Annotated in this window: 19 protein-coding genes; 12 read left to right on the forward strand and 7 right to left on the reverse strand. The window is 48.7% G+C overall.

What is annotated here, in order from left to right; genetic code table 11:
- The 5 genes from HER31_RS10495 (at position 1) to HER31_RS10515 (ending at position 7,208) form a co-directional block, all read left to right on the forward strand.
- Positions 1 to 1,668: an FAD-dependent oxidoreductase gene (locus HER31_RS10495; RefSeq protein WP_168660531.1), complete on the forward strand. Its 1,668-nt coding sequence runs from the start codon at positions 1 to 3 to the stop codon at positions 1,666 to 1,668.
- A 72-nt stretch (positions 1,669 to 1,740) separates the two neighbouring features.
- Positions 1,741 to 2,103, forward strand: coding sequence for a cytochrome c3 family protein (locus tag HER31_RS10500; RefSeq protein ID WP_168660532.1), 363 nt, complete (start codon positions 1,741 to 1,743; stop codon positions 2,101 to 2,103).
- A gap of 129 nt (positions 2,104 to 2,232) precedes the next feature.
- Positions 2,233 to 3,471, forward strand: coding sequence for an OprD family outer membrane porin (locus HER31_RS10505; RefSeq protein ID WP_168660533.1), 1,239 nt, complete (start codon positions 2,233 to 2,235; stop codon positions 3,469 to 3,471).
- Between the two features lie 398 nt (positions 3,472 to 3,869).
- Positions 3,870 to 6,056 carry a hypothetical protein gene (locus HER31_RS10510; RefSeq protein WP_168660534.1) on the forward strand — a complete coding sequence of 729 codons (2,187 nt, stop codon included), beginning with the start codon at positions 3,870 to 3,872 and terminating at the stop codon, positions 6,054 to 6,056.
- 369 nt (positions 6,057 to 6,425) lie between these two features.
- Positions 6,426 to 7,208 carry a helix-turn-helix transcriptional regulator gene (locus tag HER31_RS10515; RefSeq protein WP_168660535.1) on the forward strand — a complete coding sequence of 261 codons (783 nt, stop codon included), beginning with the start codon at positions 6,426 to 6,428 and terminating at the stop codon, positions 7,206 to 7,208.
- Between the two features lie 93 nt (positions 7,209 to 7,301).
- On the opposite strand, the gene HER31_RS10520 is transcribed toward HER31_RS10515, so the two are convergent.
- Entirely contained in the window at positions 7,302 to 8,249 is a 948-nt protein-coding gene (locus HER31_RS10520) for a LysR family transcriptional regulator (RefSeq protein WP_168660536.1), read from the reverse strand.
- 305 nt (positions 8,250 to 8,554) lie between these two features.
- On the opposite strand from HER31_RS10520, the gene HER31_RS10525 reads away from it, so the two are divergent.
- Positions 8,555 to 9,358 (forward strand): DUF4437 domain-containing protein, encoded by an 804-nt coding sequence (locus HER31_RS10525; protein ID WP_168660537.1) that lies wholly within the window; start codon positions 8,555 to 8,557, stop codon positions 9,356 to 9,358.
- Positions 9,359 to 9,471: 113 nt separating this feature from the next.
- On the opposite strand, the gene HER31_RS10530 is transcribed toward HER31_RS10525, so the two are convergent.
- Positions 9,472 to 10,623 (reverse strand): rhodanese-like domain-containing protein, encoded by a 1,152-nt coding sequence (locus HER31_RS10530; RefSeq protein ID WP_168660538.1) that lies wholly within the window; start codon positions 10,621 to 10,623, stop codon positions 9,472 to 9,474.
- Between the two features lie 809 nt (positions 10,624 to 11,432).
- Between HER31_RS10530 and HER31_RS10535 the strand changes: the two genes are divergently transcribed.
- From HER31_RS10535 to HER31_RS10545, 3 genes are all read left to right on the forward strand, one after another.
- Positions 11,433 to 14,099 (forward strand): TonB-dependent receptor, encoded by a 2,667-nt coding sequence (locus tag HER31_RS10535; protein WP_168660539.1) that lies wholly within the window; start codon positions 11,433 to 11,435, stop codon positions 14,097 to 14,099.
- An 81-nt stretch (positions 14,100 to 14,180) separates the two neighbouring features.
- Entirely contained in the window at positions 14,181 to 14,876 is a 696-nt protein-coding gene (locus HER31_RS10540) for a peptidase (RefSeq protein WP_168660540.1), read from the forward strand.
- Entirely contained in the window at positions 14,876 to 15,610 is a 735-nt protein-coding gene (locus HER31_RS10545) for a PepSY domain-containing protein (RefSeq protein ID WP_168660541.1), read from the forward strand. The genes HER31_RS10540 and HER31_RS10545 overlap by 1 nt, the downstream gene beginning before the upstream one ends.
- A 134-nt stretch (positions 15,611 to 15,744) precedes the next feature.
- On the opposite strand, the gene HER31_RS10550 is transcribed toward HER31_RS10545, so the two are convergent.
- Together HER31_RS10550 and HER31_RS10560 are read right to left on the reverse strand one after the other, a co-directional pair.
- The gene (locus tag HER31_RS10550; protein WP_168660542.1) at positions 15,745 to 16,695 is read right to left on the reverse strand and encodes an aldo/keto reductase; all 951 of its coding nucleotides are present in this window, start codon (positions 16,693 to 16,695) and stop codon (positions 15,745 to 15,747) included.
- A gap of 522 nt (positions 16,696 to 17,217) precedes the next feature.
- The gene (locus HER31_RS10560) at positions 17,218 to 17,889 is read right to left on the reverse strand and encodes a Crp/Fnr family transcriptional regulator (RefSeq protein ID WP_168660543.1); all 672 of its coding nucleotides are present in this window, start codon (positions 17,887 to 17,889) and stop codon (positions 17,218 to 17,220) included.
- 333 nt (positions 17,890 to 18,222) lie between these two features.
- Here HER31_RS10560 and HER31_RS10565 point away from each other — a divergent pair, with 333 nt between their 5' ends.
- From HER31_RS10565 to HER31_RS10575, 3 genes are all read left to right on the forward strand, one after another.
- Positions 18,223 to 19,176, forward strand: coding sequence for a DUF1295 domain-containing protein (locus HER31_RS10565; RefSeq protein WP_168660544.1), 954 nt, complete (start codon positions 18,223 to 18,225; stop codon positions 19,174 to 19,176).
- Positions 19,177 to 19,270: 94 nt separating this feature from the next.
- Entirely contained in the window at positions 19,271 to 19,651 is a 381-nt protein-coding gene (locus tag HER31_RS10570) for a PH domain-containing protein (protein WP_168660545.1), read from the forward strand.
- 468 nt (positions 19,652 to 20,119) lie between these two features.
- The gene (locus HER31_RS10575) at positions 20,120 to 20,674 is read left to right on the forward strand and encodes a DUF1415 domain-containing protein (RefSeq protein WP_168660546.1); all 555 of its coding nucleotides are present in this window, start codon (positions 20,120 to 20,122) and stop codon (positions 20,672 to 20,674) included.
- A gap of 81 nt (positions 20,675 to 20,755) precedes the next feature.
- Here the strand turns inward: HER31_RS10575 and HER31_RS10580 are convergent, their stop codons facing one another.
- The 3 genes from HER31_RS10580 to HER31_RS10590 all read right to left on the reverse strand — a co-directional run bounded on the left by HER31_RS10580 (position 20,756) and on the right by HER31_RS10590 (position 24,297).
- Complete coding sequence (locus HER31_RS10580) at positions 20,756 to 21,430, reverse strand: DNA-3-methyladenine glycosylase I (protein ID WP_168663280.1); 675 nt, start codon at positions 21,428 to 21,430, stop codon at positions 20,756 to 20,758.
- A 130-nt stretch (positions 21,431 to 21,560) separates the two neighbouring features.
- The gene (locus HER31_RS10585) at positions 21,561 to 22,547 is read right to left on the reverse strand and encodes a cytochrome-c peroxidase (RefSeq protein ID WP_168660547.1); all 987 of its coding nucleotides are present in this window, start codon (positions 22,545 to 22,547) and stop codon (positions 21,561 to 21,563) included.
- 601 nt (positions 22,548 to 23,148) lie between these two features.
- The gene (locus HER31_RS10590; protein WP_168660548.1) at positions 23,149 to 24,297 is read right to left on the reverse strand and encodes an acyl-CoA dehydrogenase family protein; all 1,149 of its coding nucleotides are present in this window, start codon (positions 24,295 to 24,297) and stop codon (positions 23,149 to 23,151) included.
- Between the last annotated feature and the right edge of the window lie 12 nt (positions 24,298 to 24,309).

Here is a 24,309-nt window from a genome sequence, read left to right on the forward strand (position 1 = left end):
ATGAGTAACAAAAAATCTCAGGAACAACAGGCTGTTGATCAGTACACTGCCAGTGTCCTGCAAAATGGTATCTCCCGCCGTAGCTTCCTATCTCGCGCTGCACTTGGTACTGGTGCTGTCGCTGTAGGTGGCATTAGCGCCACTGCACAAGCGGCACCTGCCACCGCAGTTGAAGTGGCTAATATTGGCGGCGCTAGCTTGGGCTTCTTGCCTAAGCCACAAACAATTTTAGATTCCCAAATCGCATCGACCAAGACCTTCGACGTCGTGGTTGTAGGTGCGGGTGCATCTGGTGTTCCTGCAGCTCTTTCGGCACATGAAAATGGTGCCAAAGTTGCGGTACTGCAAAAGCAATCCATCATCGTGTCCCAAGGGAATACCGGTTCTGGCCTCGACTTAAAGAAAAGCGACAAAGCCGGTGTTGAAGCGTTGGTTAACCGTTTAATGGCCGACAGCGCACACCGCTGCAGCCCAGAACTGCTGCGTGAATGGGCTTACAACTCTGGTGAAGCGGTTTCCTGGGTTATTGACCGTACCAAGAAAGGCGGCGGCCAAATCGTTGACCAAGGTACCGGCCCACAGCATGGTATCCACGGTATTACCGAATACCCGTTGAACTTTGTAACCTCCTACTGCGGCCCTAAGCCATACACCACCGGTGACGGCATGCGCGATCTGGGTAAGTACGCAGCCAAGCAAGGGGTAGAGTTCTTCTTCCAAACACCAGCACAGCAATTGATTCAAGATGCTTCCGGTCGAGTTATTGGCGTTATCGCGCGCGATGCCGAGGGCAAATATCACAAATTCATGGCTAACAAAGGCGTGATCCTGGCCTCTGGTGACTACCAGAACAACAAAGCAATGTGTGATTTCTTCATTCCAGACCTGAAGAACTTTGAGCGCAAGCAAATGGATCGTACCGGCGATGGTTTTTCCATGGCGTACTGGGCAGGTGGTGTAATTGAGCCGGTTGGCCATACCAAGATGCTGCACGACTTTGATGCAGGCCCTGCATCCATGTGTGACATGCCTTTCCTAGCGGTTAACCGCAGTGGTGAGCGTTTCGTGAACGAAACCGTAGCCATGTCATTGATGAACAACTACCTGCGTGATGAGCACAATGCCGGCCATTACTCACAGGTGTTTGACTCTAACTACATGGAACAAGCCAAAGACTGGCCAGGTCGCCTCTACTCTCCGGAGGAGATGCGCAAATACATGCCGGACGATCCGACCCCGAAAAAAGGCGTTTACGCTTCGCAAACCAACACCCATGTTGCCGATACGCTCGAAGAGTTGGCTGAAAAACTAGAGTGTGATCCGAAGACTTTTGTCGCCAACGTTAAGCGCTACAACGAGCTGTGTAAAACCGGTAAGGATGACGATTTCGGCAAGCCTAAATCGAAGATGGCGCCGGTACTGAAGCCACCGTTCTACGGCATCCACCGCCGCATGCGTATCTCTACCTTGTGTTCCGGCATGCTGGTTAATAAAAACCACCAGGCGATCAACTCTGAAGGTGAGCTAATCGATGGCTTGTTTGTTATCGGCAACATGGCCGCGGGTTTCTACGGCGGTGTGGATTACCCACTGACGGTATTCGGTCTATCACTAGGCCGCTGTTACACCTTCGGTTACTTGGCTGGTAAATACGTCGCCAAGCTGTAATAAACCGGCCAGTAGCGGACGGGCGAGACCGTCCACTTCATCTCCGGCTAGTTGTCTTTAAGGGATAAAACAATGAACAAATTTAAACTGCACAATCTGGTGCTCTCTATTGCGCTATGTGTGTGCGCAAACCAAGCAGTGGCGGCTGATGCCAGCTTACTTGATGAAACCCATGCCACCATGGGCATGACATGTGTTGACTGTCATGGTGAGGCAGATCGTCAACCTGTTGTCACTGCCAAGTGTACCGAGTGTCACGATGTAGCCGACTTGGCTGAAGCCACTGCCGTTACCCCAAGCGTAACTGCAACTAATCCGCACGACCATCGCCACAATGGTACCGCCACCAACTGTAACGCTTGCCATAACGTGCACAAGCCATCAGTCAATGTGTGCGGTGATTGCCACTTACGCTTCGAACTTGTGGTGCCTTAGCCACAACTCAAGTAACACCTCTGCCATTACGGAGCACTCTTCTTGCCCGTAATGGCAACCTACCAATGTTAAGACTAATTGATGGTGTTTAGCTGCACTAGGGCACCGTCATGCCTAAAGGATTTAGATATGAACAAGACCATTATTTCGGCTCTGGTGATGAGTGCCCTTACTGCCCCAGCCTTTGCCGCTGATTCAGTTAGCAACATATTTTCCGATGGTTCATTAAAGGGACAATTTCAGTTATTCGACTTCCAGCGCGACTTTGATGGCGAAACAACCGATCGTCGTGACACCTCATTTGGTGGCCTGTTTTACTACCGCTCAGGCGAGGCCGAAGGCATCAGCTTTGGTGGTGCTTTTGCATCTGCCAACCCTATCTGGGAAAACAGCGATGCCGTTTACGGGTTAGTGGCCGGACCGGTAGGACAACAAGGCGATCGAGAGGCGGTAAACCGTTTACAAGAGTACTTTGTTAGCGGCAACTGGTTTGACACCAAGGTAACCGTTGGTGCTCAAGAGCTATTCACACCAATGATGAGCATCTTCCCATTACGCGCCATTCCGTTTACCTATCGGGGTGCGAGCATCAAAAACACCTCCGTCGATAATTTAGCCATCACCGGCTTATATATCGAAGACTACATGGGGTGGACCAATGACGAATTTGCGGATTTAGCAGATGGTGTTGCCGGTGAGTTTGCTCGTAAAGGCGTTATGGTCGACGTTGAAGACAGCCCAATGTACGGACTCGGGCTCGATTACACCATTCCAACTGATGTGGTTAAAGCCAAGACCAGCCTATGGTTCTACACCATGGACGACGTTTATGAGCAGTACCATATCAAGCTGAACTTAAGCGGTGATATTGGTGACGTTAACTGGTACTTCAAACCTTCATACCTCAAGCAAGACTCTACCGGTAAGCTCGATCAAACCGCTGCTAGCTTCGACACCTACCAAGCTGGTTTCCACCTAGGTATGAAATGGCAAGGCTTTGATGCCACCGTAAAATACGTTCAAACCGGCGATGATGATGTTCTTACTCCGTTTGGCGATGAGAAGGTAATCATTCAACAGGTTATCCAATCCGCTCGCGCAGACGAAGATGCTTACGGAGCGCAGTTGGCTTACCGCTTTGCTCCTAACACCGCCTTAGACGGCGTTAGTGCTTACGTAAACTATGCCAAATATGAGATAGATAACGCTCAAGACGACATTGACGAAACTGACTTCTCTGTTCGCTACAACATGAACAAGTGGGTCGATGGCCTAAGTGTAAGAGCGCGTTACGCCATTGTTAACCAGGACAGCGGTGACGACCTGACCGATATGCGCTTCTACGTTTATTACAAGTTCGCTATCTAAGCTTTACCTGTTATCAATCTGCCTAACTTTAACAAGCGGTATTGAATCAAATAAAAAGGGCTGCCATTTGGCAGCCCTTTATTATCAACATTAATGTCGTACCACTGTGATGCTTCACTAACCTATTAGTGGCTTAATACCGCTATCAATTGAACGCTAAACAACGTTAATTTTGTCATTTGAGTGCTAAATGCCTATCGATAAAATCGAATTGATAAAGCGATTGCTCAGAGTAAAAAAGGTTATCCGGGTAAAATATCCCCTTAAAACGCCTCAATTCCCCATACCCAATAGTAAGTATGCGTGATGCTCTTCTAGGTTCATCCAACACTATGAGTAGCTACACTGAAAACCTATTTTGACCTTACTAGCATGGCCAAGACTCAAATGAGTCGACCATGTCTAAGATAAGACAAGATAAGGATTTTTTAACGATGATGAACAAGAATTCAAGCATTGGACGCCTGAGCAAGCCAGCACTCGCGTTAATGCTGCTGCCGCTTTTGAACGCCTGTGGAAGCGACTCAGATAATAAAGAGACCCCAGTGGTGCCAGAGGTACCAGTAGTGCCAGTGGAGCCAGAAACACCGGAAATCCCAGGAATTGCTGACTTACCAGCTGAACTAGCTGCAAAATTTGACCTTCTTGTTGAAGCGCCAAAAAGTGAGTTCGACGGCACTATGGATATTTACCTAGGTCGTTGGTACCCATGTCAAACAGCACACTTAAACATGTGTGATGAAGAAGCTGCTGCTAAAGACAGCTATACAATCAAAGCGGTTGGCGAAGAAGGTTTCGAAGGCAACACTAAGTACAACCTGAATACTCCAGATAACAGCAAGTACCACATGGAGATTAATGCTGAAGCATTACTTGCATGGAAAAGTGAGTCTATTCGTAGTGATATCTTCCAACCGGGTCACTTTTCTGTTTTAGACGTCATGATGTATATTTCAGAGCAACGTGAGGACTTTGAAGTTTCTGATGTTGTCTGGAACGAAGCGCGTCAAGCTTACGATTACAAGGTATCTTTCGATGCTGATGGTGATGGTAACTTCGACACTGACGAAGCGACGCATTATACCCAGTGGAAAGATTACAATAAGAGCCCGAACTGGGGTGTTTCTTTCTTCCATAGTGGTGGCAAAATGCTAAGCGAAGCCGCTTCTTTTGAAACCGTTTATGACCGTCTAGGGGAAATGCTGGTTCGTCACCAAGTAGAAATTCGTATCATGCCAATGAGCCCTGCTTACATGGAGCGCATGTGGCAATCTCATATCGATGAAGTTGAATTCAAAAAAGCCAATGACGGCAAAGTAATGCTGACTAACGTCCTGATCGATATGGAAGATACCGATGGCTATAAAGACGAGCATATTATACCGGTCGCGACAAACGTTGAAGTAAAGGCGTATAACTTACGTACTGATGTCTTCAAGCCAGGCGTAATTACTCAGCTTGATTATATTATGTCTGCTGCAGCAGCATCTGCGACTACTGGCGAAGCTGACTTTGGCTTCACTTACTGGCCGACATTATCTACTGGCACTCAGTTGGGCAGCTATGTAATGAACCGGATTGATCATCCTGAAACCGGTCATAAAATTGGTGCTGGTGGTCTTCGTGCTGACGGCTTTGATGGCTGGAACTATGCAGCAGGTATGGATGAATATACCTTAGATGTCATGCTTCACAGCCAAGGCTCTGTAACAGCAGCGCAATTTGTTGCAGATGCTGGCGGAGAGAACTTTGCTCAAGAATGTGAGTGGCTTCGTGAAGATGATGGCAGCATCACTGAAGTAAAAGCACAAGAATGTATTGACCATTGGTCTGGTACCTTCGGTGGTAACAAGCTTCACATTGCGATGGATCAAATGGTCCGTAACCATGGTATGAACTACATCTACTTCTCTTGGGTTAAGAAGATGTTCTGGCTTTATGGTGCAACTGAACTGAACTCCGTAAACCAAGACCGTGTTAATGGCAATGAGTACCTTTTCCCAACTCCAGTACGCGAAGCTGTAGTAATTGCTGACATCAGCAAAGCAGTTGCGCCACTTTCTGACACCCACTTTGGTTGGGGTATTGCGGATTGTGCACAGTGTCACAATGAACAGAAAGATCCGTTAGGTCATGGTGGTTCTTCGTGGCCATTAGCTTCTGGAACTGAAGTTACCGAGATCCAGCCATTCCATTGTGCATCATGTCACGGCAATAACGGCGCAATGGAAGGCCATGGCGAAACATCTCGTTGTTTCTGGTGTCACTCTGAAGATTATCTGATGAAGAACCATGGCGATGCGTCTACATGGGTTGATTTCAGCACGGTTGAATGTGGTGAAGAATCTAACCCGAGTCCGTATTGGAACGCAGAAGCATATGGTCCTATAACAGTAGGTGGCATGGGCTCATGTTCTGATAACAGAAGCTTCAAATTTGCTAACAAGGAGCTGTGGGATGGCTCTACCTATAAAGACCAACCAGCAGGGGTTACACGCACTGTTGGTAACAGCGATTGGCACACCTCTGATACGTTCCCAGACACATACAGCTGTGTAACTTGTCACGTTAACCCTAAAAAATAATCGCCGAATAATAATCAATTAATTGATTTATAGAGGCCCTAGCGAGCTAATTGCTGGGGCCTTTTAATCTAGACTATCGACAAACTATTGCCCTAACAGGGCTTGCTCCCCAAAAGTGTGTAACATGCTACATACAATAGGAAATGGCACAATTTTTGTGAGCAAGAACACAAATACCCCCCACCACCACTACAAATGATTTTCCGTTCAAGCCTACTTATTCACTTAATTCAACCAAACTAAATAATTGATGAATTTGCTTAGGTGGTAGCAATCCCACTTTCAATATTTTGCCGTTGCTGCGGCTAATTAATGTATTTAACCTTAACTCTATCTTTAGAGGTAGTTGAGGCTATTTGAGTAATAACTATGGACCGTAATAACACGATCGAATTCGAAGAAGATAATCCATCAATTAACCGAGAGGAAATTGAACAAGCGCTATCTGACTTCGCATCAGCAAACGGCCTTACTGATCTATTTTATTGCTACGATATTTGCGCCAACACTGAAATTAATCAAAACGACGATCCCGATAAACTCTGTAACCGATTTAAGAAGCGTGCTCGGATATTTTTTAGTTCAGAAAATGGCCGCGACTATTTTAAAACGGTGATCATCGGCTATGTACTCAAAGACCGACATCTACGCGCCAAATTTGAAAAGAAACTGTTCCAACGTAACTATGTCCGCGAGTGCGTTTGCGCTTACGATAAACTGGCTGGCGGAGCAAGTAAGACAGAGGAGCTGCACGAGAATTTTGGGTACCAAAAGAAGTTTGAATTGGTTATGCCCTGCCCTCGCAATAGTCACTTCTTCGCCCGCTTTATTATCATGACCAGTAACCATGATATGGATGAAGCTGGTGTACTGCGTGAGTTAAAGCCAAAGCTAGTCGAACTGCATAAAGATTTTGCCAATCAATATATTAGCAGTATCAACCCAGTTATCGATTATCAGTACATCAAGGCAAACTCGTTACGTGTATTAGAAAGCCTAGCCAAGGGGCTCAGCCGCAAAGAGGCCGCTGAGAAACTCTACTTAACAGTACGTGGTATCGACTACCATATCGAACTAATGAAAACCGCTTTAGCGGCTCCTAACATTCCCAATGCGATCTACAAAGCCTGTGCGTTGAGCTTAATAAGATAGTATTGCTTAATCACCTCAGTAACTCACTGAGGTGATTAATAAAACGGCTATTGCAACGACGACCAAGCAACAGCAATCTCTGCCAACGAATGGCTACTCCGGCCACTCGTGCTCTGCCAGCACTCCACTATTAATCAGCTTTAACCTGATAAAACTAACCTGCTCCTTAAGTCGGTCGCGGATAAGGCGAATAGCCGGTGAGATCATCTGTCGGCTCGGCAATACCAGCCACAACTCCGTACGCGGAATGGTGTAATCGGTCATAAACCGTTGGACTCGTCCCGCCAGCAGGTCCTCTGCAACATCAATGGCTGACTTCTTAGCGATCCCCGCCCCATCAATACACCAGCGCCGAACCAAATCGCCATCATTACCGGCACGATTACTGCGCATCTTTACCTTATAGGTTTTGCCTGCACGGGTCACAACCCACTGGTCATTTATCACTTTATAGAGTTTATACAACAGCGCATTGTGCTCACCGAGCTCGGTGGGGTTGGTGGGCACACCATGTTCGGCGATATATTGCGGTGAGGCACACAACACATGGGGGATATTGCAGATCTTAAATCCATAGAAGTTGGATTCCTCGGCCGCGCCCTGCGCCATCGCTCGCAACGCCACATCCACCCCATCACGATAGAAATCCACCTGACTGTCACCGACATGAAAACGGATGGCTAACTCTTGGTGTGCTGCCATTACCTCGTTCAACAGGCGCCGCATAAGGTGGCGACCCATTTCCGATGACATCGCCATACGTACCTCACCATTTATTGCTTGAGGGTCATCATTGAGTGCCTTTTGCCCCTGTTTCAATAAGTCCAGTGCCTGTTGGCAAATGGGCAAATATTGTTCACCAGCGGCGGATAATCGCAGTTGTCGTGTGGTCCGCACAAACAACTCTGCTCCCAACTCTTTCTCAATCCGCTTTAACGCAATGCTGGCGGCAGAAGAGCTCATATCTAAATGGTTGGCTGCTGCCGTAATCGATTGATGCTCTGCAATTTTTAGTACCACATTAAGATCAGTTGTATTCATCGGCTCTCTTGGTTGTTGTGCCAATCTGCGGCGTCTACTGAGGCTTTTTGTTATTATCCACGATTTCGCGAAAGTATCTTAAAGATTACCCCGTTTATCGAATTAATCTACTCTAATAAAATGCGTAGCAACACTGCCCAGTAGCAATTTGATTCAACCAGCCACAACAGGAATGGTCGGCAACCATGAGTTCATTTAGTTAGCCCAACTGAGGTTCAGCTAGATCAACTTGCCCGAATCAATGCCAATGCTGAGCCGAACGAACATAGACTCTCTTTGATTTTAGTTATTACGGAATGCCCATCATGCGTACATTAAAACTGACCGCTATCGCTGCTCTATTTACAACACTAGCTTTGCCAGCCATCGCTGCCGATCACACCGTTATCTCTACCGATAACATCGACTGGGGCATGCTCAACCCTGCCCGTGGCGACGCGAGCCCGAAAGCCGCTGATCTATGGGGCGATCGCACCAAAGATATGGCTACTGGCATGCTGGTGAAGTTTCAAAAAGGGTTCTCTTCACCACCACACATTCACAACATCAGTTACCGCGGTGTGGTAATTGAAGGGTTGATGCACAACGACGACAAACACGCTGACAAAATGTGGCTACCAAGTGGCTCTTTCTGGACTCAACCTGCTGGTGAAAGCCACATCACCGCCGCCAATGGCGAAGACAACCTAATCTACCTAGAGATCGACAGTGGTCCCTACTTGGTGCAACCAGAAGAGCATGCATTTGATAACGGCGAACGCCCAATCAACGTTGATGAAAGCAACGTATTTTGGCTGAATGTGAATGACGCCACCTGGCTGGACTCTGGTCATGCACAAATCGCATACCTATGGGGCGCACCGGAAGCGGCAAATGGCAGCTTTGTAAAACTGCCTGCCGGTTTCAACGGCAGCATCGGCAATGCCAAAGGCTTAAAAGCGGTGGTGGTAAAAGGGACGGCAAGCTACCGTTGGAATGAGGAAAAAGCGCTAACCAAGCTAACACCAAGCAGCTTTTTTAGCTCAGATACACAAGGCCAACACATTATTAAAACCGAATCCGAAGTGGTGCTGTACGTGAAGTCCAACGGCCAGTTCAGTGTGAAATAGGCAGTCGATAAACACAAAAAGCGGCAAGTTAAGCACTTGCCGCTTTTTAGGCTGTAATGCCAACCAACTAACGGTATCTATCCAATACTGTTAAACGATTAGGCTATCAGGCGTTATTGACCAACGGTGTAGCTGCCATCTGCAGCGTAACTGATGCTGCTGTCGAGGTATTGTACTTTGGCCTTGTTGGCGTAGTTTGTTTCGGCCTGAATGGTAGCGTAAGCACCACCGGCTCGAGCGCCACTGGCACAAACCAATACCACCCGACCACTGGCTGGTAATTTAGCCAAGGCTGCTTCAGATTTGTAGATGAAGTCCTCATCGAATACATGCACCGCACCAGGCAAATGCCCAGCAGCGTATTCCTCTGCAGTACGTACATCAACAATGGTAACGTTACCGGCAGCCATCAATTGAGTCAGCTCTGCAGGCTCAATTGTTTCAGCAAGACCGGTTTTAGCCGTTTGCATACCAGCAGAGCCTTGACTGCCCCACATCGGTAAACCCGCTTGTTTCCATTCAGGTGAGCCAGCCGCGTATACCGACACCTTGGAGTAACCTTCGTCGATGGCCATCTTGGCACTCTGATGGCTTAGCTGGCAGTGATAGCCTCCACAGTAAAACACCACCATGGTCGACTTATCACCAGGAAGGAGATGTTTTTTACGGGGGAACTCTGCCTTTGGCAACGATACCGCCCCTGGAATGAAGGCTTGTTGAAATTTCATCGCTGGGCGTGAGTCAACTAACACAAACGGTTTGTTGCTGGTTTGCAGCTTTTGTAAACCCTTGGTCTCAATGATGCTGTAATTACCCGCTTGAGCCCAACCCGGACTGCCTTCGTACCATACTTTTACTTTGCTGAAACCATTGGCCATTGCCATCTTTGCTGCCGCTGGGCTAAGTGGACAGTTCAAACCGCCACAGTAAAACACCAAAGTCTTATCTTTTGGCAATGTTGCTAGTTGTTGCTGCATCTTCGCTTTGGGGATGCTAATTGCTCCGGGAACATGACCAGCCAAGAACTTGGTGGCTGGGCGCGAGTCGATAAGCACGTAATTGTCCGCATCTGCACCAGCTAAAATGTTCATCACTTCAGCTGTAGTAAGGCGTAAAGCTGGGTCTTGAGGTACAGCGCTTTTGAGCGCATGCGAAGATTGATCTTGAGCTACGGCAGCGGAGTCAGTCACGGTAGTGGTGCTGCAACCCGCAGTTAACGCCACTGCCAAGCTTACAGCGGCTAAACGGCCAAAGTGTTTCATCATTCATCCTTCATTATTACTTTATTGTCTTATGACGCGTCGAACGCCACAACATTAGCGACAACTAAATTAAACGAGGCAAATGTAAGACGCTGAGAGGTACAGCACACCACAATAAGATTCAGCGTTTTTTACTGCTCAAAAAACATAAAAAAGTCTAAAAAAATTATCGCCGCAACGATTAATTATTGACAATGCATCACGCTGTAAGTCTCCTCACTTGAAACAACAGCGCTATATATGGGCTGTGTACCAATTAAGTGTTGCTCTTACCAAGGCTGTTAAAGCACTGGCTAGGCGAATCGCGATACAAGGGTAAAGCACTACCGCTATTGATCTTCTGCCGCATTGGAGCAGTTCAGCGAAGCGTTTTGGACTGCGACCTAAGGCAAAGGAGGATTCCAAAGGGGGCGAAGCTCCCACCCAATGCATACAACAATGTGCCGTCGCCACCGCGACATAGTCCCCTAAAAGCGCCGAAATCGGTGAAGCCGAAGGCTTAAGATAAACTTCAACAGCTAACTACGACACAGCGCTATATATGTAGCGTCATATGGCATTAGCCACACCTACATTTTACTTTTATTATCATTTAATTAGCGCAGCTACCGATACGGTCATTGCTAGTCGTTGTTAACACAACGCAGTGCTCGATAGTGCTCATTTATCAGAGCTAGCTCAACTTGGCTGCGACCGATTGTCGCACTTTGCGGATCTGTCATTGTCTGTTTGAAGTCCCTTCGCCACTATGCAGAAAACTCTTTTGGCGCTCCTCTCCCCTAGGAAGCTACATACTGCAATTGGACTGTACTATGCGTTTTAATCCTGCTTTATCGTCTCTCATCGTAGCCATTGGCGCGGCTCCTATAACGGCGCTGGCGGCAACAAACACCGCCGTAGAACCAATTGAACGCATGGTCGTTACCGGTAGTCGGATCCAGCGAACAGAGACCAGCTCTTACGCCCCAATCACGGTATTTGATGCTGCGGATATTGAAGCAACAGGGGTGACTTCGGTAGAGGCGTTATTGCAGCGGATGTCGGCTTCCGCCGGCTTTGCTGGCAACCAAACCAACGCCTACTGGACCGACGGCGGCTATGGCTCAACTCAGGTCAATCTGCGTGGCATCGGTGTTAACCGCACGTTAGTACTGCTGAATGGTCGCCGCATGGTTAATAGTGGCACCGGTGCCAACGCCTCAGTGGATCTCAATACTATTCCCCTAAGCATTATCGACCGTGTTGAAGTATTAAAAGACGGTGCGTCTGCCATCTATGGTGCTGATGCAGTTGCTGGGGTGGTCAACATCATCACCCGAGATTACGTCGATGGCTTTGAGATCTCTGCCCGTGGCGGCCAAACCGATCACGGTGATGGCGAAGAGGTTAACCTCGATCTCACCTTTGGTACCATTAGCGACAACAGCAGTGTCTATGTCGCCATGAGTTACGACAAAACCGAAGAGGTTAAGATGACCAGCCGCGCAGAGTGTCCATTGGCGGAGGTTGATGGCGAGCTGGTTTGCAGTGGCAGTTCCCACATTAGCGAAGGGCGCGGCCACTATCTTGATAGCGATGGCAATCCTGTAGGGGATTCAGTGCTGTTGCTCCCCGATGGCAGCAAACCTTATAGCAGTGACGACAGCCTTAACTACTTTAAATACTTTAATGCGGTGCAGCCAATTGAACGATTTAACCTGTTCAGCGCCGGTGAGATAGACATCAACCACAACCTCACCTTCTTCGCTGAAGCGATGTATACCCGCCGCGAAACTGAGATGACCGCAACCCCACAAACCGTGAAAAACGTGGTGATCCCCAGCTGGCACGAATCAAACCCGACTGATCAGGACTTTCTGTTAGAAAGCCGCCGCTTGGGCGAAGCACCACGAGACTTCTATGTAGAAACCGATACTTGGCGAATTGTTAATGGGCTCCGTGGCGAGTTAGGCGATAACTGGAGCTGGGACGCAGCGATCAACTGGGGGCGTAATACCGGCAGCTTCGAGGTAACCAATGTTATCAATAACACTAACTTGGCCAATGCCACTGATTACGACAGTTGCAGTGCCGATCCAGCCGTTCCTTGTGCCAACTTTTGGGGGCAAAACTCGCTTACTGATGAGATGCTGGATTATCTGTTGGTCGATACCAAAGACAGTGGTGGCAATGAGCAACTCAGTTTTACTACTAACATTACCGGCGACCTGTTTGAACTGCCTGCGGGCATGGTTGCTATTGCAGCCGGCTTTGAACATCGCCAAGAGGAGGGTTGGAGCGACCCCGATGACCTCACCGTAAGTGGCGAAGCCAACACCGCCCAGCAAGATGCCATTGACGGTGACTACCGTGCTAATGAGGTTTACCTTGAAGCGAACGTACCGCTATTGGTTGATGCACCACTGGCACAAAAGCTAGAGATGACTGCGGCGCTGCGCTACTCCGATTTCGATACCTTTGGCGACGATACCAACTACAAGCTGGGGCTGCAGTGGCAGCTTAATCAGGTAGTGACTCTGCGCACCACTAAGTCAACCGCCTTCCGAGTACCAAATATTCCCGAGCTATTTGGTGGGATCTCGCAAGGCTACATGAACACCACCGATCCTTGCTCCGATTGGACATCATTGGACCCAAACTCCAACCGCTACGCTAACTGTCGTGCCGCTGGTGTGCCAAGCGACTACCAGCAAGATGGCACAACCTTGACCGATCGCGGCGGTAACCCTGATCTGAAGCCAGAAGAAGCAGACACCTTAACCGTCGGCTTAGTCATTAACGTACCGGGGATCGACAGCTTAAGTTTTACCGTTGATTACTACGACATTGAGATTGAGAACGCCATCAACTCAGTTAATGGTTCAAGCAAGCTCGCCGCCTGCTACGACAGTGCCGACATGAGCCACCCATTCTGCTCTGACGATCAGTTTAGCCGTGACCCAGTAACCGGCGAGGTAACCTATCTGCAAACCCAGTTGGGCAACGCCGCCACAGAAACCGTATCGGGCATCGATTTTGGCGCCTTCTTCGCCCATAGCCTCGCCGGATTCGACACCAATACCACCCTAGAGCTGAGCTACTTGGATGAATACAGCATTCAAACCTACCAAGGGGCACCAGTTGAACATCGCGAAGGCACCATCGGCTATGACGGCAGTTACACCAAATGGCGTGGTAATCTTTATTTCACCGCAGCGAAAAATGAGTGGCAAGGCAGTTATAACGTGCAGTATATCGGTGGTGCTGATGACCAATACGCCAATGAAGGTGATATCGGCGACTCCGTCGGCTCAGTGTTTTACCACAACGTCCAGTTGAGTTACGACATCAACCCGCAGATCAACCTAATGGCCGGCATCGACAACCTGTTTGATCGTGATGCGCCATATCATCAGAGCTATACCGACGGTAATACCAACACCATGACCTACGACTTACTGGGTCGACGCTACTACGTTGGTATTAAGATGATAATGTAATTCAATACCTTAGCCAGTGGCTCTGGTTCCAGAGCCACTGCTTCAACAGCAATAACAATTTACGGCTTAAAGCTTGACCCTATGTCAAAATTAACAAAATGGATGTCGATGCAGCAATTGCATCACCGTATGATGCTCGTGCTCGCACTGCCAATGTTGATCTGGATTATCAGTGGCAGCTACTTTGTGTGGATGGATTTGGGCTACATTCGGGGCGATCATTACCGCCAGCAGCCACTTCAACTCAACTCAATTCAGCTTAACTACCCACTCGCAAAAGTCTTGGCGCAACACCCTAACGCAGACCAAGTTGAGCTGGTGACGGTCGCCCAACACCCCTTTTATTTGGTTACCACCGACCGACCTCTACTTATCGATGCGATTAACGGTAAAGTGCTACCCCAGCTCTCGGCACTGCAGGCGCAAACGGTAGCACAAGCCAATATGCCCAGTGATGCTACCGTAACAACCGTCACCGCCATTCAGCAAGACCCGCCAGCTGAGCTGAGCGCCCGCCACCTACCGGTATGGCAAGTGAGTTTCGACGATGCGGTCTCCAGCACACTTTATGTGTCGATGCAAAGTGGTGAAGTGGTTAGCCGTCGCCATCACTTTTGGCGACTGTTCGACTGGTTCTGGCGCTTCCACATTATGGATTACGACGACGGCGTCGACATCGATAACGCTCTGCTACTGACCACCTCAATTTTCAGCATTGTGGCGGTTCTGGCCGGTATTTGGTTGCAGCTGAAGCGATTGCAGCGAGGGCGAATATAATGCCGTTACTCAATACTCGGGGCTTACGTTGGTGGCATCGTTTTGCTGGTACCTTAGTCGCTATTCAGTTGCTCCTCTGGTTGCTTACCGGGATCTATTTTAACCTAACCCCACACGATCAACTTAAGGGGATGGCCTATCACTGCGGCCACGAGATGCCGAGCCAAAAGTTACCGTTATCGACTTTTGCGTTAGTTGAGCCTAGCCAGTTGTTGGCCAGCTACCCAAATACCGAACGAGTTTCGTTGACGCTACTTGCAGGCAAACCCCACTACCTCCTAACCCACCAACAACGTCGTTATCTGCACCAATGCCAGCAACAAACGCTGTTGGATGCGCAAACCGGTGCAGTGGCGCATATTGATAAGCTGCTGGCAATGACACTAGCCAGTGATACGTACATGGGCCCAGGCACTGCGTTCGCTGCTACACAGGTAGCAGGACAAGCCTCAGAATGGCCCAAGCAATGTAATTTACTGTGGCGAGTCGACTTTGATGATGCCCTGCAAACTCGGGTTTACCTCGATGCCAGCAGTGGCCAGTTAGTCGGCCATAAAAACAGTGATACCGACATTGCCGATTGGATGTTCCGCTTACATTTTATGGATTACTTTAATCAGGGCAGCTTCAACAACCCTTTTACGTGGCTGTTCTCATTGATGTCTTTGCTGTTGGTTGGCAGCGGCTTGCTCAGTATCTCCGATAACTGTCAACGGCAGCGTTACCGCCGTTGACAGAAGAGCGAGCTCGAGGTGAGGTAGAACAATGCCTTGATGTTGGATTACGCGAGGCTAGTCTCGACCTAATCAGTGGGTATTGAGCAGAGGATAGAGCCGGCCATTGGCCGGCCAACCCTAGTACCTGTCAATTACCACCACAACTGGTCAAGGGTGTAAGGGCTGCCTTCGCCTGTCCAGATCTCGCCGGTAATAAATCGAGCGTCTTTATTGAGCTTGCCGATGAGCTCCATTTCAGTGTTGCTGAGCTCGATATCAATGGCATGGAAGTTCGAAACCAAGCGCTCCTTATGAACCGACTTAGGGATAACACTGGTACCACGGTGAATTGCCCAAGCGATCAAGATTTGCGCTGGGGTAGCACGGTGGTAGTGAGCGACCTCATTAATCACCGCATCTTCCAATAATGTCGGTGCACCACTGGCTTGCAACGCAGCGGGACGGTCTTTGGAGCCCAACGGCGAGTACGCAGTCAGGTGAACGTTGTTAACCTGACAACACTCAAGCAAAGCCCTTTGCTGTAAGTAAGGGTGGCATTCAACTTGGTTCATCTCTGGCTTTATCGTCGCTTGATTACACAATTGAGTGAGCCGATTGGGCCCAAAGTTGGACACACCGATATGTCGTACTAACCCCTCAGCGTGTACTTCTTCCAGCGCTTGCCAGGTTTCGATGATCGGAACGTCTTTGAGGCTAATAAAGTCGCTACCAGATTCGGGCATCTGCAAGTCCGATTTTATCGCCACCGGCCAATGGATAAGGTAGAGATCGAGGTAATCGGAACCTAAGTCAGACAGGGTCTTTTTTAACGCAGGAAGCACATCTTCAGGGTAATGATCGGCGTTCCATAGCTTTGAGGTTAACCACAGTTGTTCACGCTTTATCTGCCGCAGTTGGGTACAGCGTTTTAGCGCCACACCAACCTCGTGCTCATTGCCATAGATCGGCGCACAATCAATATGGCGGTAGCCAATTTCAATGGCATCGCTAACCGCTTTAGTTACCTCACCCGGAGCGGATTTCCATGTGCCTAACCCAACGATAGGCATGTGGTCGTTATTATTAAAAGTAAGGGTTTGCATGGTCTCTCCCACCATCAACATTGGATGCACTGCATCCGTTGTACGCCTATGGTGGTGGGGAATCATTGACATTAGTCAACTTCAACTATGGGAGAGTAATAAAGTCTCATACTGGACGGCACGGAAGGGGACATTCTACGTTCTTAAAAAAAGGCCGCAAAATAATAACGCATTCACGCAGTGACCAATGACACAGATAGGTTGGTGTATGGCGTCACAGAGAGCCAGCTAACTATCTATCAGTGTCGCTACCAATATTAAACGAAAAGATGAGGCTGCATGGGGTAGCTGTAGTCTCACCTATACTAGCTCTGCTAGTAGTCTTTGAAAAATAGCGCCGCTGACACGCTAAAACTTCCGTTCAGCGACTCGATGTGCATCGCGTATTTCGAGTATGAGACTTTACTGCTCACCCACATCAACGCATGGCGCGGGCACAGCTAAATGAGCGATTTATGGTTCGGGGGTAAGTCGAAAACGAATCAAAGACGATTACTCCCCGCCGAAACAACAGCGCTGCCGTTAGAAAACCTTGGCTTTGTTGAAGAGTATATCCAGCTCATTGAGCGTTATCTTGCCTCGCTGGATGGATATCCACTTACGTTGCTCAAACAACTTTAGGGTTTCGTTGACTCGCGGTCTCGTCATGCCAACCAGTTGACTGAGCTGCATTTGCGAAACGGCAATAGTGCCGTCTTCTAAACCGTCGATTTTGCCGTTCAGCTTTTCATAATAGTTGATCAGGACTCGAGCTAACCGTTTCTCTCTATTGTACAAGCCAGCACATGAAGCTCGTAGCCACTGCACGGTGATCAAACGAGACGCATGGAACAACAAGGTATAAACCTCAGGATTTGACTGAGCTAACTGCTCAACCTTTTTCCGAGGAAAATAAAGGATCTTTAGCGGAGCCAACTCAATAAATATGGGGTAATAGTTCACCTCACTGAAGATGCTGTTTGAACCCATCCAGTCGGTTGCACCTAAAATGGCTGACGCACTAAAGTTTGAATCCGGCGGACGAACACTTACCCCAACACCACCCTGGGAGATGTAATACAGGCCATCCATTTTCCAGCGATTACCGTCGATTTTGTGTTCTTCAAGATCAACGATCTCTACCGCGCACTGACACAACCCCTGTTTAACAATATCGCTCAATTCACACGGCCAAACGATCTCATTCCAATTCATCTATTGGCCCTTCTCACCTATTCTTTCGATTCGCATTGAAAGTATGAAATATGTACTCCAATATTTGAGGCGGCAATCTACCACAGAGATCAAATTAGTGCTCAACGATAATGAGACTAAGATCTAAAAATTGTTATTCGTCACAAATGCTTCAAGCTCAATTGAGAATCATTACCACAAATATTGTCTCGTCCCCGTTTCTATTTCACATCGACACTGAATATCTTTCATTGCCTTGCCATTGTGTTTTCAAGGGTAAATCATTGATCTTAGTTGCAGCGTTACCGCTAGCAATAAATGCGCTTGCGACTGCCACCAACATTAAGGTTTTCAATGAAATACATAACACCACTGTTGCCATTCCTTGGGGGCTGGTTAGTGCTCATGTTGAGCAATAACTTTGCCGCAATCAGTGCCATCAATGGCGTGTTACAACTGCTGCTATTTGCATTGGTAGTGTGTTGGCCTACCTGGACAACTGGACGCATGTCTTATGTCGATATAGGTTGGCCTTGGGGCTTAGTCATTATTGCTTTGGTTACGATGACGTTTGCTCAAGGTGAAGCCCAGCGCGTTACTGCAGTTGTTTTAGCCTACGGCTTTGCCGGTAGCCGCATGGGGCTGGAAGCATTGCGTATGTGGCGTTTAGGCGAGTTGCAAACCGAACTGCCTCGATACCAGTACCAACACCGACGTTGGCAACGTTTAGGTAAAACCAACGTCAAACTCACCATGCAGATAGAAACCATTCTGCAAGCCTTAGGCAACGCCTCTTTTCTGGCCCTACCTGCCTTTATTATTAGCGCTAACCCATCACCCACTATCTCGATTTTCGAGGTGATTGGTTTAGTTATCTGGCTGGCCGCCTTTGCAATGGAAGCGATGGCGGATCGACAAAAGCAGCAGTTCGTTAAGTCGATGCAGGCCGCAGGCAAAACCAATCAAGTGTGTAATGTTGGTTTATGGCGTTACAGCCGCCACCCGAATTACTTTGCCGAATGGATGGTGTGGAACGGGCTGATTATTGCCGCTATCCCATCATGGCTGGCACTATACAACGGCGAAACACTGCTCATTTGGGCTCTGTGCGGGGCAGGCTTACTGTTTACATCACGCATCATGTATACCACCTTGGTTTACTACACGGGGGCAGTACCAGCGGAGTTTTACTCAGTGCAAAAGAGACCAAGCTACCGCGCTTACCAACAGTCAACTAACCGCTTTTTCCCAGGTAAGCCACGGCATACGGTGGTCTCCACAAGTCCTACTCATACTCCAGCGGAATGACCACCAACATTTTGTTGCTCATGTTCATTAAACAAACCGCGTAAATTATGGTTTGATGGGCACTGTAAACCTAACCCTCGCAAAGGAGATATCGATGGGTCTGTTAGATGGAATTATGGGTAACGCCAGTGAGCAAGACGTCAATGAAATCGCGGAAGAGTTGGCACCGATTATGGCCGAGCAAGAGCAGGTCGATATGGCGTACAAGTTCGTACGCGATATGTTTGTGTTCACCAACCGCCGGCTGATCTTGATTGATAAACAAGGCATTACCGGCAGCAAGGTCACCTACCAATCGGTACCTTATAAGGCCATTACCCAGTTTTGCGTTGAAACCGCAGGACACTTCGATCTCGATGCCGAACTTAAGATCTGGATTTCCGGCCAATCCGAACCGATTAAGCAAGAGCTTAAGCGCGGCACCGACGTGGTCGCCATTCAAAAAGCACTCGCGACCCGAGTGCTATTTGGCTGACCGCTGGCGACTAACTTAACCAAAGCCCACTTCGGTGGGCTTTATTATGGTTGTGTACCAACTAAGTGTTGTTCTTTCCAAGGCAGTTAAAGCACTGGCTAGGCGAGTCGTGATACAAAGGATAAAGCACCACCGCAGTTGATCTGCTGCCGCATTGGAGCAGTTCAGCGAAGCGTTTTAGACTGCGACCTAAGGCAAAGGGGGTTCCAAAGGGGGCGAAGCTCCCCGCTAATGCATACCAGAATGTGCCGTCGCCACCGCGACATCACCCCTTAAAAGTACTGCAATCGGTAGAGCCGAAGGCTTACGATAAACTTCAACAGCTAACTAAGACACAGCCTTTATTATTTATGGTTGCCGTTAATCGCCATTGGCTATTATCACAATCCAGCCGATAGCATTGCTTGTTAGTTTAAGTTAGCCGTATGCTGCAGGCTGATGGAGCTAGCCTGAGTTATCGGAAACGTTATGACAGTTGTATCTAATGAAATTGAAGAGGTTTTACAAACCAAGCAATGGCTAGACGAGATAGTGATCCGTCTTAACTTTTGCCCCTTCGCTAAGAAGGAATTTGTAAACAACACCATTGCCTATACCGCCTCAGATGCGACCAAGCTCAACCAAGCGCTAACTGATCTTCAGGACGAGTGCGATCGCCTCGCAGCAACGCCAGCGATTGAAACGTCACTACTCATATTTACCCATGGCTTCGCCCAGTTTGAGCGTTTCTTAGAGCTCGTCGAGGACGCCAGCGATCATTTGCTTGAGCTTGGCTATGAAGGCACCTTTCAGCTTGCTAACTTCCATCCTGATTACTTTTTCGATGATGAACCCGCACAATCACCCGGTCATTACACCAATCGCTCGCCCTACCCAACCCTGCATATCATTCGAGAACAGAGCATGGAGAAGGTACTAAACCATTACCCCAACCCTGAGCAGATCCCACTGAACAATATCGACGTAACGGAAGCTAAAGGCAGTGAATTTTTTGAACAGGCGTTGAAGCGGATCAAACGCTGATAGTACACCCAGCATTGCAACGCCTCATAGAGGCTATTAGCCAAAGGTGCAGCCACTAACAGTTTGATACTAACTCGGCCTTTAAAGGCGATTATCACCAACGGAGCAGGCTATCACCCGTGAGATCTGTGCCATCGTCATGCCACTTTCATCCTGCCATTGGTTAAAGGCATCTTGTGCTTGTTGCATCCCTTTCTTCGAGGTTGGTGCCGCGTCCAGGATATGGTGTGCCTTAAGGTAAGCAACGATATCGGTGGTGAGTAAAAAGGTATCTTTGCCGATAGCCCGTAAAAAGTAGGGGCCGGTGTTACCGCCAAGGCGATTGCCCTGTTTTTTAAGCTGCTGCCACAACCCAACGATATCGCGACTATCCCAGTCCGCCAGCCACTGGACAAAGCTACCTTGCTCATAACCGATATTGAGGATCATCTGCGCGTTATCAAAGATCGAATTGATCTTCTTAGCATGACGAATTAAGGCTGTATCACTGGCACGTTTATCAATCTGCTCAGGAGACATCATTAACAGCTTGGTGGGTTCAAAGCCCCAAAATGCCTGCTCAAACGCAGGCCATTTGTTATCGACAATGCGCCACACAAAGCCAGACTTAAAGATCTGACTGCTCATGGCTGATAACATTTGCGCATCGGTCATGGACGCTAGCTGGTCATTGGCTTGTGGCAACAACGCGGTTAAGCCTTCATCTCCGCCTTTACGCTCTGCGGCACGCTGCCAAATGGCGGCAAATTTTTCCATCGTTACCGAACCCTTCACTTCAACTGGATGACTGGACTTTGCCACAGTCATCCGCAAAAACAAACAGACCGATTAGCGCGCTAACCGGTCTGCATTTGATTACGGAAGTTTATCCCTACTCGCTCAAGCCTTAGTCAACAAACGGCTGTGGCTGAGGAGTATTGCGGTTGGATGGCGGCAGAATTGGCATCACAATCTGCGGCTGTTTACCGGTTAAGGTTTGTAAGAATGCGGTGATTTTCTCCGCCTCTTCAAGAGGAAGATCCTTGCCACGCTGAACCTTCTGCATGGTGATAACCGCTTCGGTCAGATCGTAGGTCGAACCGTCGTGGAAGTACGGGTAGGTTAAATCGATATTACGCAGCGTTGGCACCTTAAACACCATACGATGGTACGACTTACCGGTTACATCAATACGTCCTTGGGCTGGGTTATCGGTTTCAAACGGTTCGCGTAATCCCATCTTTTGATACATGGTACCGCCTACCGCTGGGCCGCTGTGACAGCCAGCACAGCCGCTGCTCTTAAACAATTCGTAGCCTTCTTGCTCGTAAGCGGTGATAGCTTGCTTATCGCCTTTCAACCAGAGATCGAAGCGGCTGTCTGGGGTTACCAAGGTTTCTTCAAACTTAGCGATGGCATCAGTCACCTGATCAAGGCTAATCGTTTCGTCGCCGTAAACTGCGTTAAACTCGGCACGGTAAGCTGGCATTGAGCGCAGTACGTCGAGTGCAACTTCGTGCTCTAGTGCCATCTCTTTCGGATTCGCAATTGGGCCTGCAGCTTGCTCTTGCAAGTCAGCGGCTCGACCATCCCAAAACTGAGCCAGCATGTACTTAGCGTTAAGTACGGTAGGTGCATTAATAGGTCCCTGCTGCCAGTTATGACCAATCGAGGTTGGCAACAAATCGCCGCCGCCCAGCGCGAGGTTATGACAGCTGTTACACGACAAAAAACCCGATTTCGATAAGCGCGGCTCAAAGAACAACTTCTTACCCAGTTCGACTTTGCCCGGCTCAGTGATAACCGCTGCTTCAATCGGTTGAATAGGTTCACCAGCAAATGCCAGCGAGATGCCACAGGTAGATAAAATCGCTACTGCAATGCGAGATTTCATGGGTAAGGATCCGTGTAATTAAGTATGGCGCTATTCTAGAAACCTCGACTAAATAGGTATAACCGATTAAAAAGATTAATCCTATCGTCTTCTAGTTGAATATTACGTGCCACAGACGTGATCTATAACCTTGCAATAAGTGTGGAAATGGAGCAGGTTTGAGCGCTCAGTGCAGCCGTGTTTGATGAGCAACTAAGATACCCTCTATGGGCCCGCCCGTTGGGCGATGGGGGCCGGTGCTAAGCCATCATCAAAAATCGCGCCGTTGAGCGAGTTGTTACTCACTCAACGGCGCGATTAGTTATGGCTGTGTCACAGTTAAGTGTTGAGGTTTATATCAAGCCTTCGGCTCTACCGGTTGCAGGCTCTTAAGGGGTTATGTCGCGCTGGCGACGGCACATTCTTGTATGCATTAGCGGGGAGCTTCGCCCCCTTTGGAATCCCCCTTGCCTTAGGTCGCAGTCCAAAGCGGCAGAAGGTCAACGGCGGCAGTGCTTAACCTCTGATATCGGCGCTCGCCTAGCCGGTGCTTTAATAGCACCGACAAGAACAACGCTTAGTTGGTACACAGCCTTAGCTATCACTAACATTTCAGCTAACGTTAGTCGTCTTTAATGAGATCACGGCCAATAATCAACTTCATGATCTCATTGGTGCCGCCGTAGATCCGCTGCACTCGTGCATCAACAAAAGCACGCCCAACCGGGTACTCCCACATGTAGCCATAACCACCGTGGAGCTGCAGACAAGCATCAATTAACTCTCCCTGTAATTCGGTTGAAACCAACTTAGCCTTAGCCGCTTCCACCGCATCGAAGCGTTTATTGATGTGCAGTTCCAAGCAGCGATCGATATAGACTTGCATCATCGACAGTTTGGCGTCCAGATCCGCCAGAGTGAACTGGGTATTTTGGAAGGTTGCCACGCTCTTACCAAAAGCCTGACGCTCCTTTACATAGGCTATGGTTTGCGTCATCACCCCTTGCATCGACCCAACTGCATTAATGGCGATGTTCAAGCGCTCTTGCGGCAGTTCTTGCATCAAGTAGATAAAGCCCTTGCCCTCTTCCCCTAACAATGCGGTTTTCGGTACGCGCACGTCATTGAAAAACAGCTCAGAAGTGTCTTGCGCTTTCATCCCAAGTTTGTGTAGGTTTTGGCCCTTTTCGAAGCCAGCAGTACCGGCTTCAATTAAGAACAGACTGGTACCACGGGCGCCAGCAGTAGGATCGGTCTTGGCAACCACAATCACCAAGTCGGCCATTTGACCATTAGTAATAAAGGTTTTGGAGCCGTTGATAATATAGTCGTCGCCATCTTTTACTGCAGTGGTGCGGATCCCCTGCAGATCGGAACCGGCGCCGGGCTCGGTCATGGCAATAGCGGTAATAATTTCACCACTGATGCAGCGAGGCAGATATTCCTGCTTCTGCTCTTCGCTGCCAAAGTTAACGATATAGGGCACGCCGATATCTGAATGCAGGCCAAAGCCGATACCGGTTAGACCCAATAACGCGATCTCTTCGTCAACGATGGCGTTGTAGCGATAGTCCAGCTCCAAGCCACCATAGGCCTCCGGCGTCATTGGCGCCAACATGCCAAGCTCACCGGCTTTGAGCCATAGCTCGCGAGAGACCTGTCCTTCTTGCTCCCACTGGTGATGAAACGGCACCGCCTCATTCTCTAAAAATCGGCGCACACTAGTACGAAACTGCTCGTGCTCTTCGGTAAAGATTGTTCTTGGGATCATCTAACTCGTCCT

It is taken from the genome of Ferrimonas lipolytica (assembly GCF_012295575.1).
GTDB lineage: Bacteria > Pseudomonadota > Gammaproteobacteria > Enterobacterales > Shewanellaceae > Ferrimonas > Ferrimonas lipolytica.

Coding starts and splice junctions, on each gene's coding strand:
- HER31_RS10495 (WP_168660531.1), top strand. CDS start 1: ATGAGTAACAAAAAATCTCAGGAACAACAGGCTGTTGATCAGTACACT.
- HER31_RS10500 (WP_168660532.1), top strand. CDS start 1,741: ATGAACAAATTTAAACTGCACAATCTGGTGCTCTCTATTGCGCTATGT.
- HER31_RS10505 (WP_168660533.1), top strand. CDS start 2,233: ATGAACAAGACCATTATTTCGGCTCTGGTGATGAGTGCCCTTACTGCC.
- HER31_RS10510 (WP_168660534.1), top strand. CDS start 3,870: ATGTCTAAGATAAGACAAGATAAGGATTTTTTAACGATGATGAACAAG.
- HER31_RS10515 (WP_168660535.1), top strand. CDS start 6,426: ATGGACCGTAATAACACGATCGAATTCGAAGAAGATAATCCATCAATT.
- HER31_RS10520 (WP_168660536.1), bottom strand. CDS start 8,249: ATGAATACAACTGATCTTAATGTGGTACTAAAAATTGCAGAGCATCAA.
- HER31_RS10525 (WP_168660537.1), top strand. CDS start 8,555: ATGCGTACATTAAAACTGACCGCTATCGCTGCTCTATTTACAACACTA.
- HER31_RS10530 (WP_168660538.1), bottom strand. CDS start 10,623: ATGATGAAACACTTTGGCCGTTTAGCCGCTGTAAGCTTGGCAGTGGCG.
- HER31_RS10535 (WP_168660539.1), top strand. CDS start 11,433: ATGCGTTTTAATCCTGCTTTATCGTCTCTCATCGTAGCCATTGGCGCG.
- HER31_RS10540 (WP_168660540.1), top strand. CDS start 14,181: ATGTCAAAATTAACAAAATGGATGTCGATGCAGCAATTGCATCACCGT.
- HER31_RS10545 (WP_168660541.1), top strand. CDS start 14,876: ATGCCGTTACTCAATACTCGGGGCTTACGTTGGTGGCATCGTTTTGCT.
- HER31_RS10550 (WP_168660542.1), bottom strand. CDS start 16,695: ATGCAAACCCTTACTTTTAATAATAACGACCACATGCCTATCGTTGGG.
- HER31_RS10560 (WP_168660543.1), bottom strand. CDS start 17,889: ATGAATTGGAATGAGATCGTTTGGCCGTGTGAATTGAGCGATATTGTT.
- HER31_RS10565 (WP_168660544.1), top strand. CDS start 18,223: ATGAAATACATAACACCACTGTTGCCATTCCTTGGGGGCTGGTTAGTG.
- HER31_RS10570 (WP_168660545.1), top strand. CDS start 19,271: ATGGGTCTGTTAGATGGAATTATGGGTAACGCCAGTGAGCAAGACGTC.
- HER31_RS10575 (WP_168660546.1), top strand. CDS start 20,120: ATGACAGTTGTATCTAATGAAATTGAAGAGGTTTTACAAACCAAGCAA.
- HER31_RS10580 (WP_168663280.1), bottom strand. CDS start 21,430: ATGGAAAAATTTGCCGCCATTTGGCAGCGTGCCGCAGAGCGTAAAGGC.
- HER31_RS10585 (WP_168660547.1), bottom strand. CDS start 22,547: ATGAAATCTCGCATTGCAGTAGCGATTTTATCTACCTGTGGCATCTCG.
- HER31_RS10590 (WP_168660548.1), bottom strand. CDS start 24,297: ATGATCCCAAGAACAATCTTTACCGAAGAGCACGAGCAGTTTCGTACT.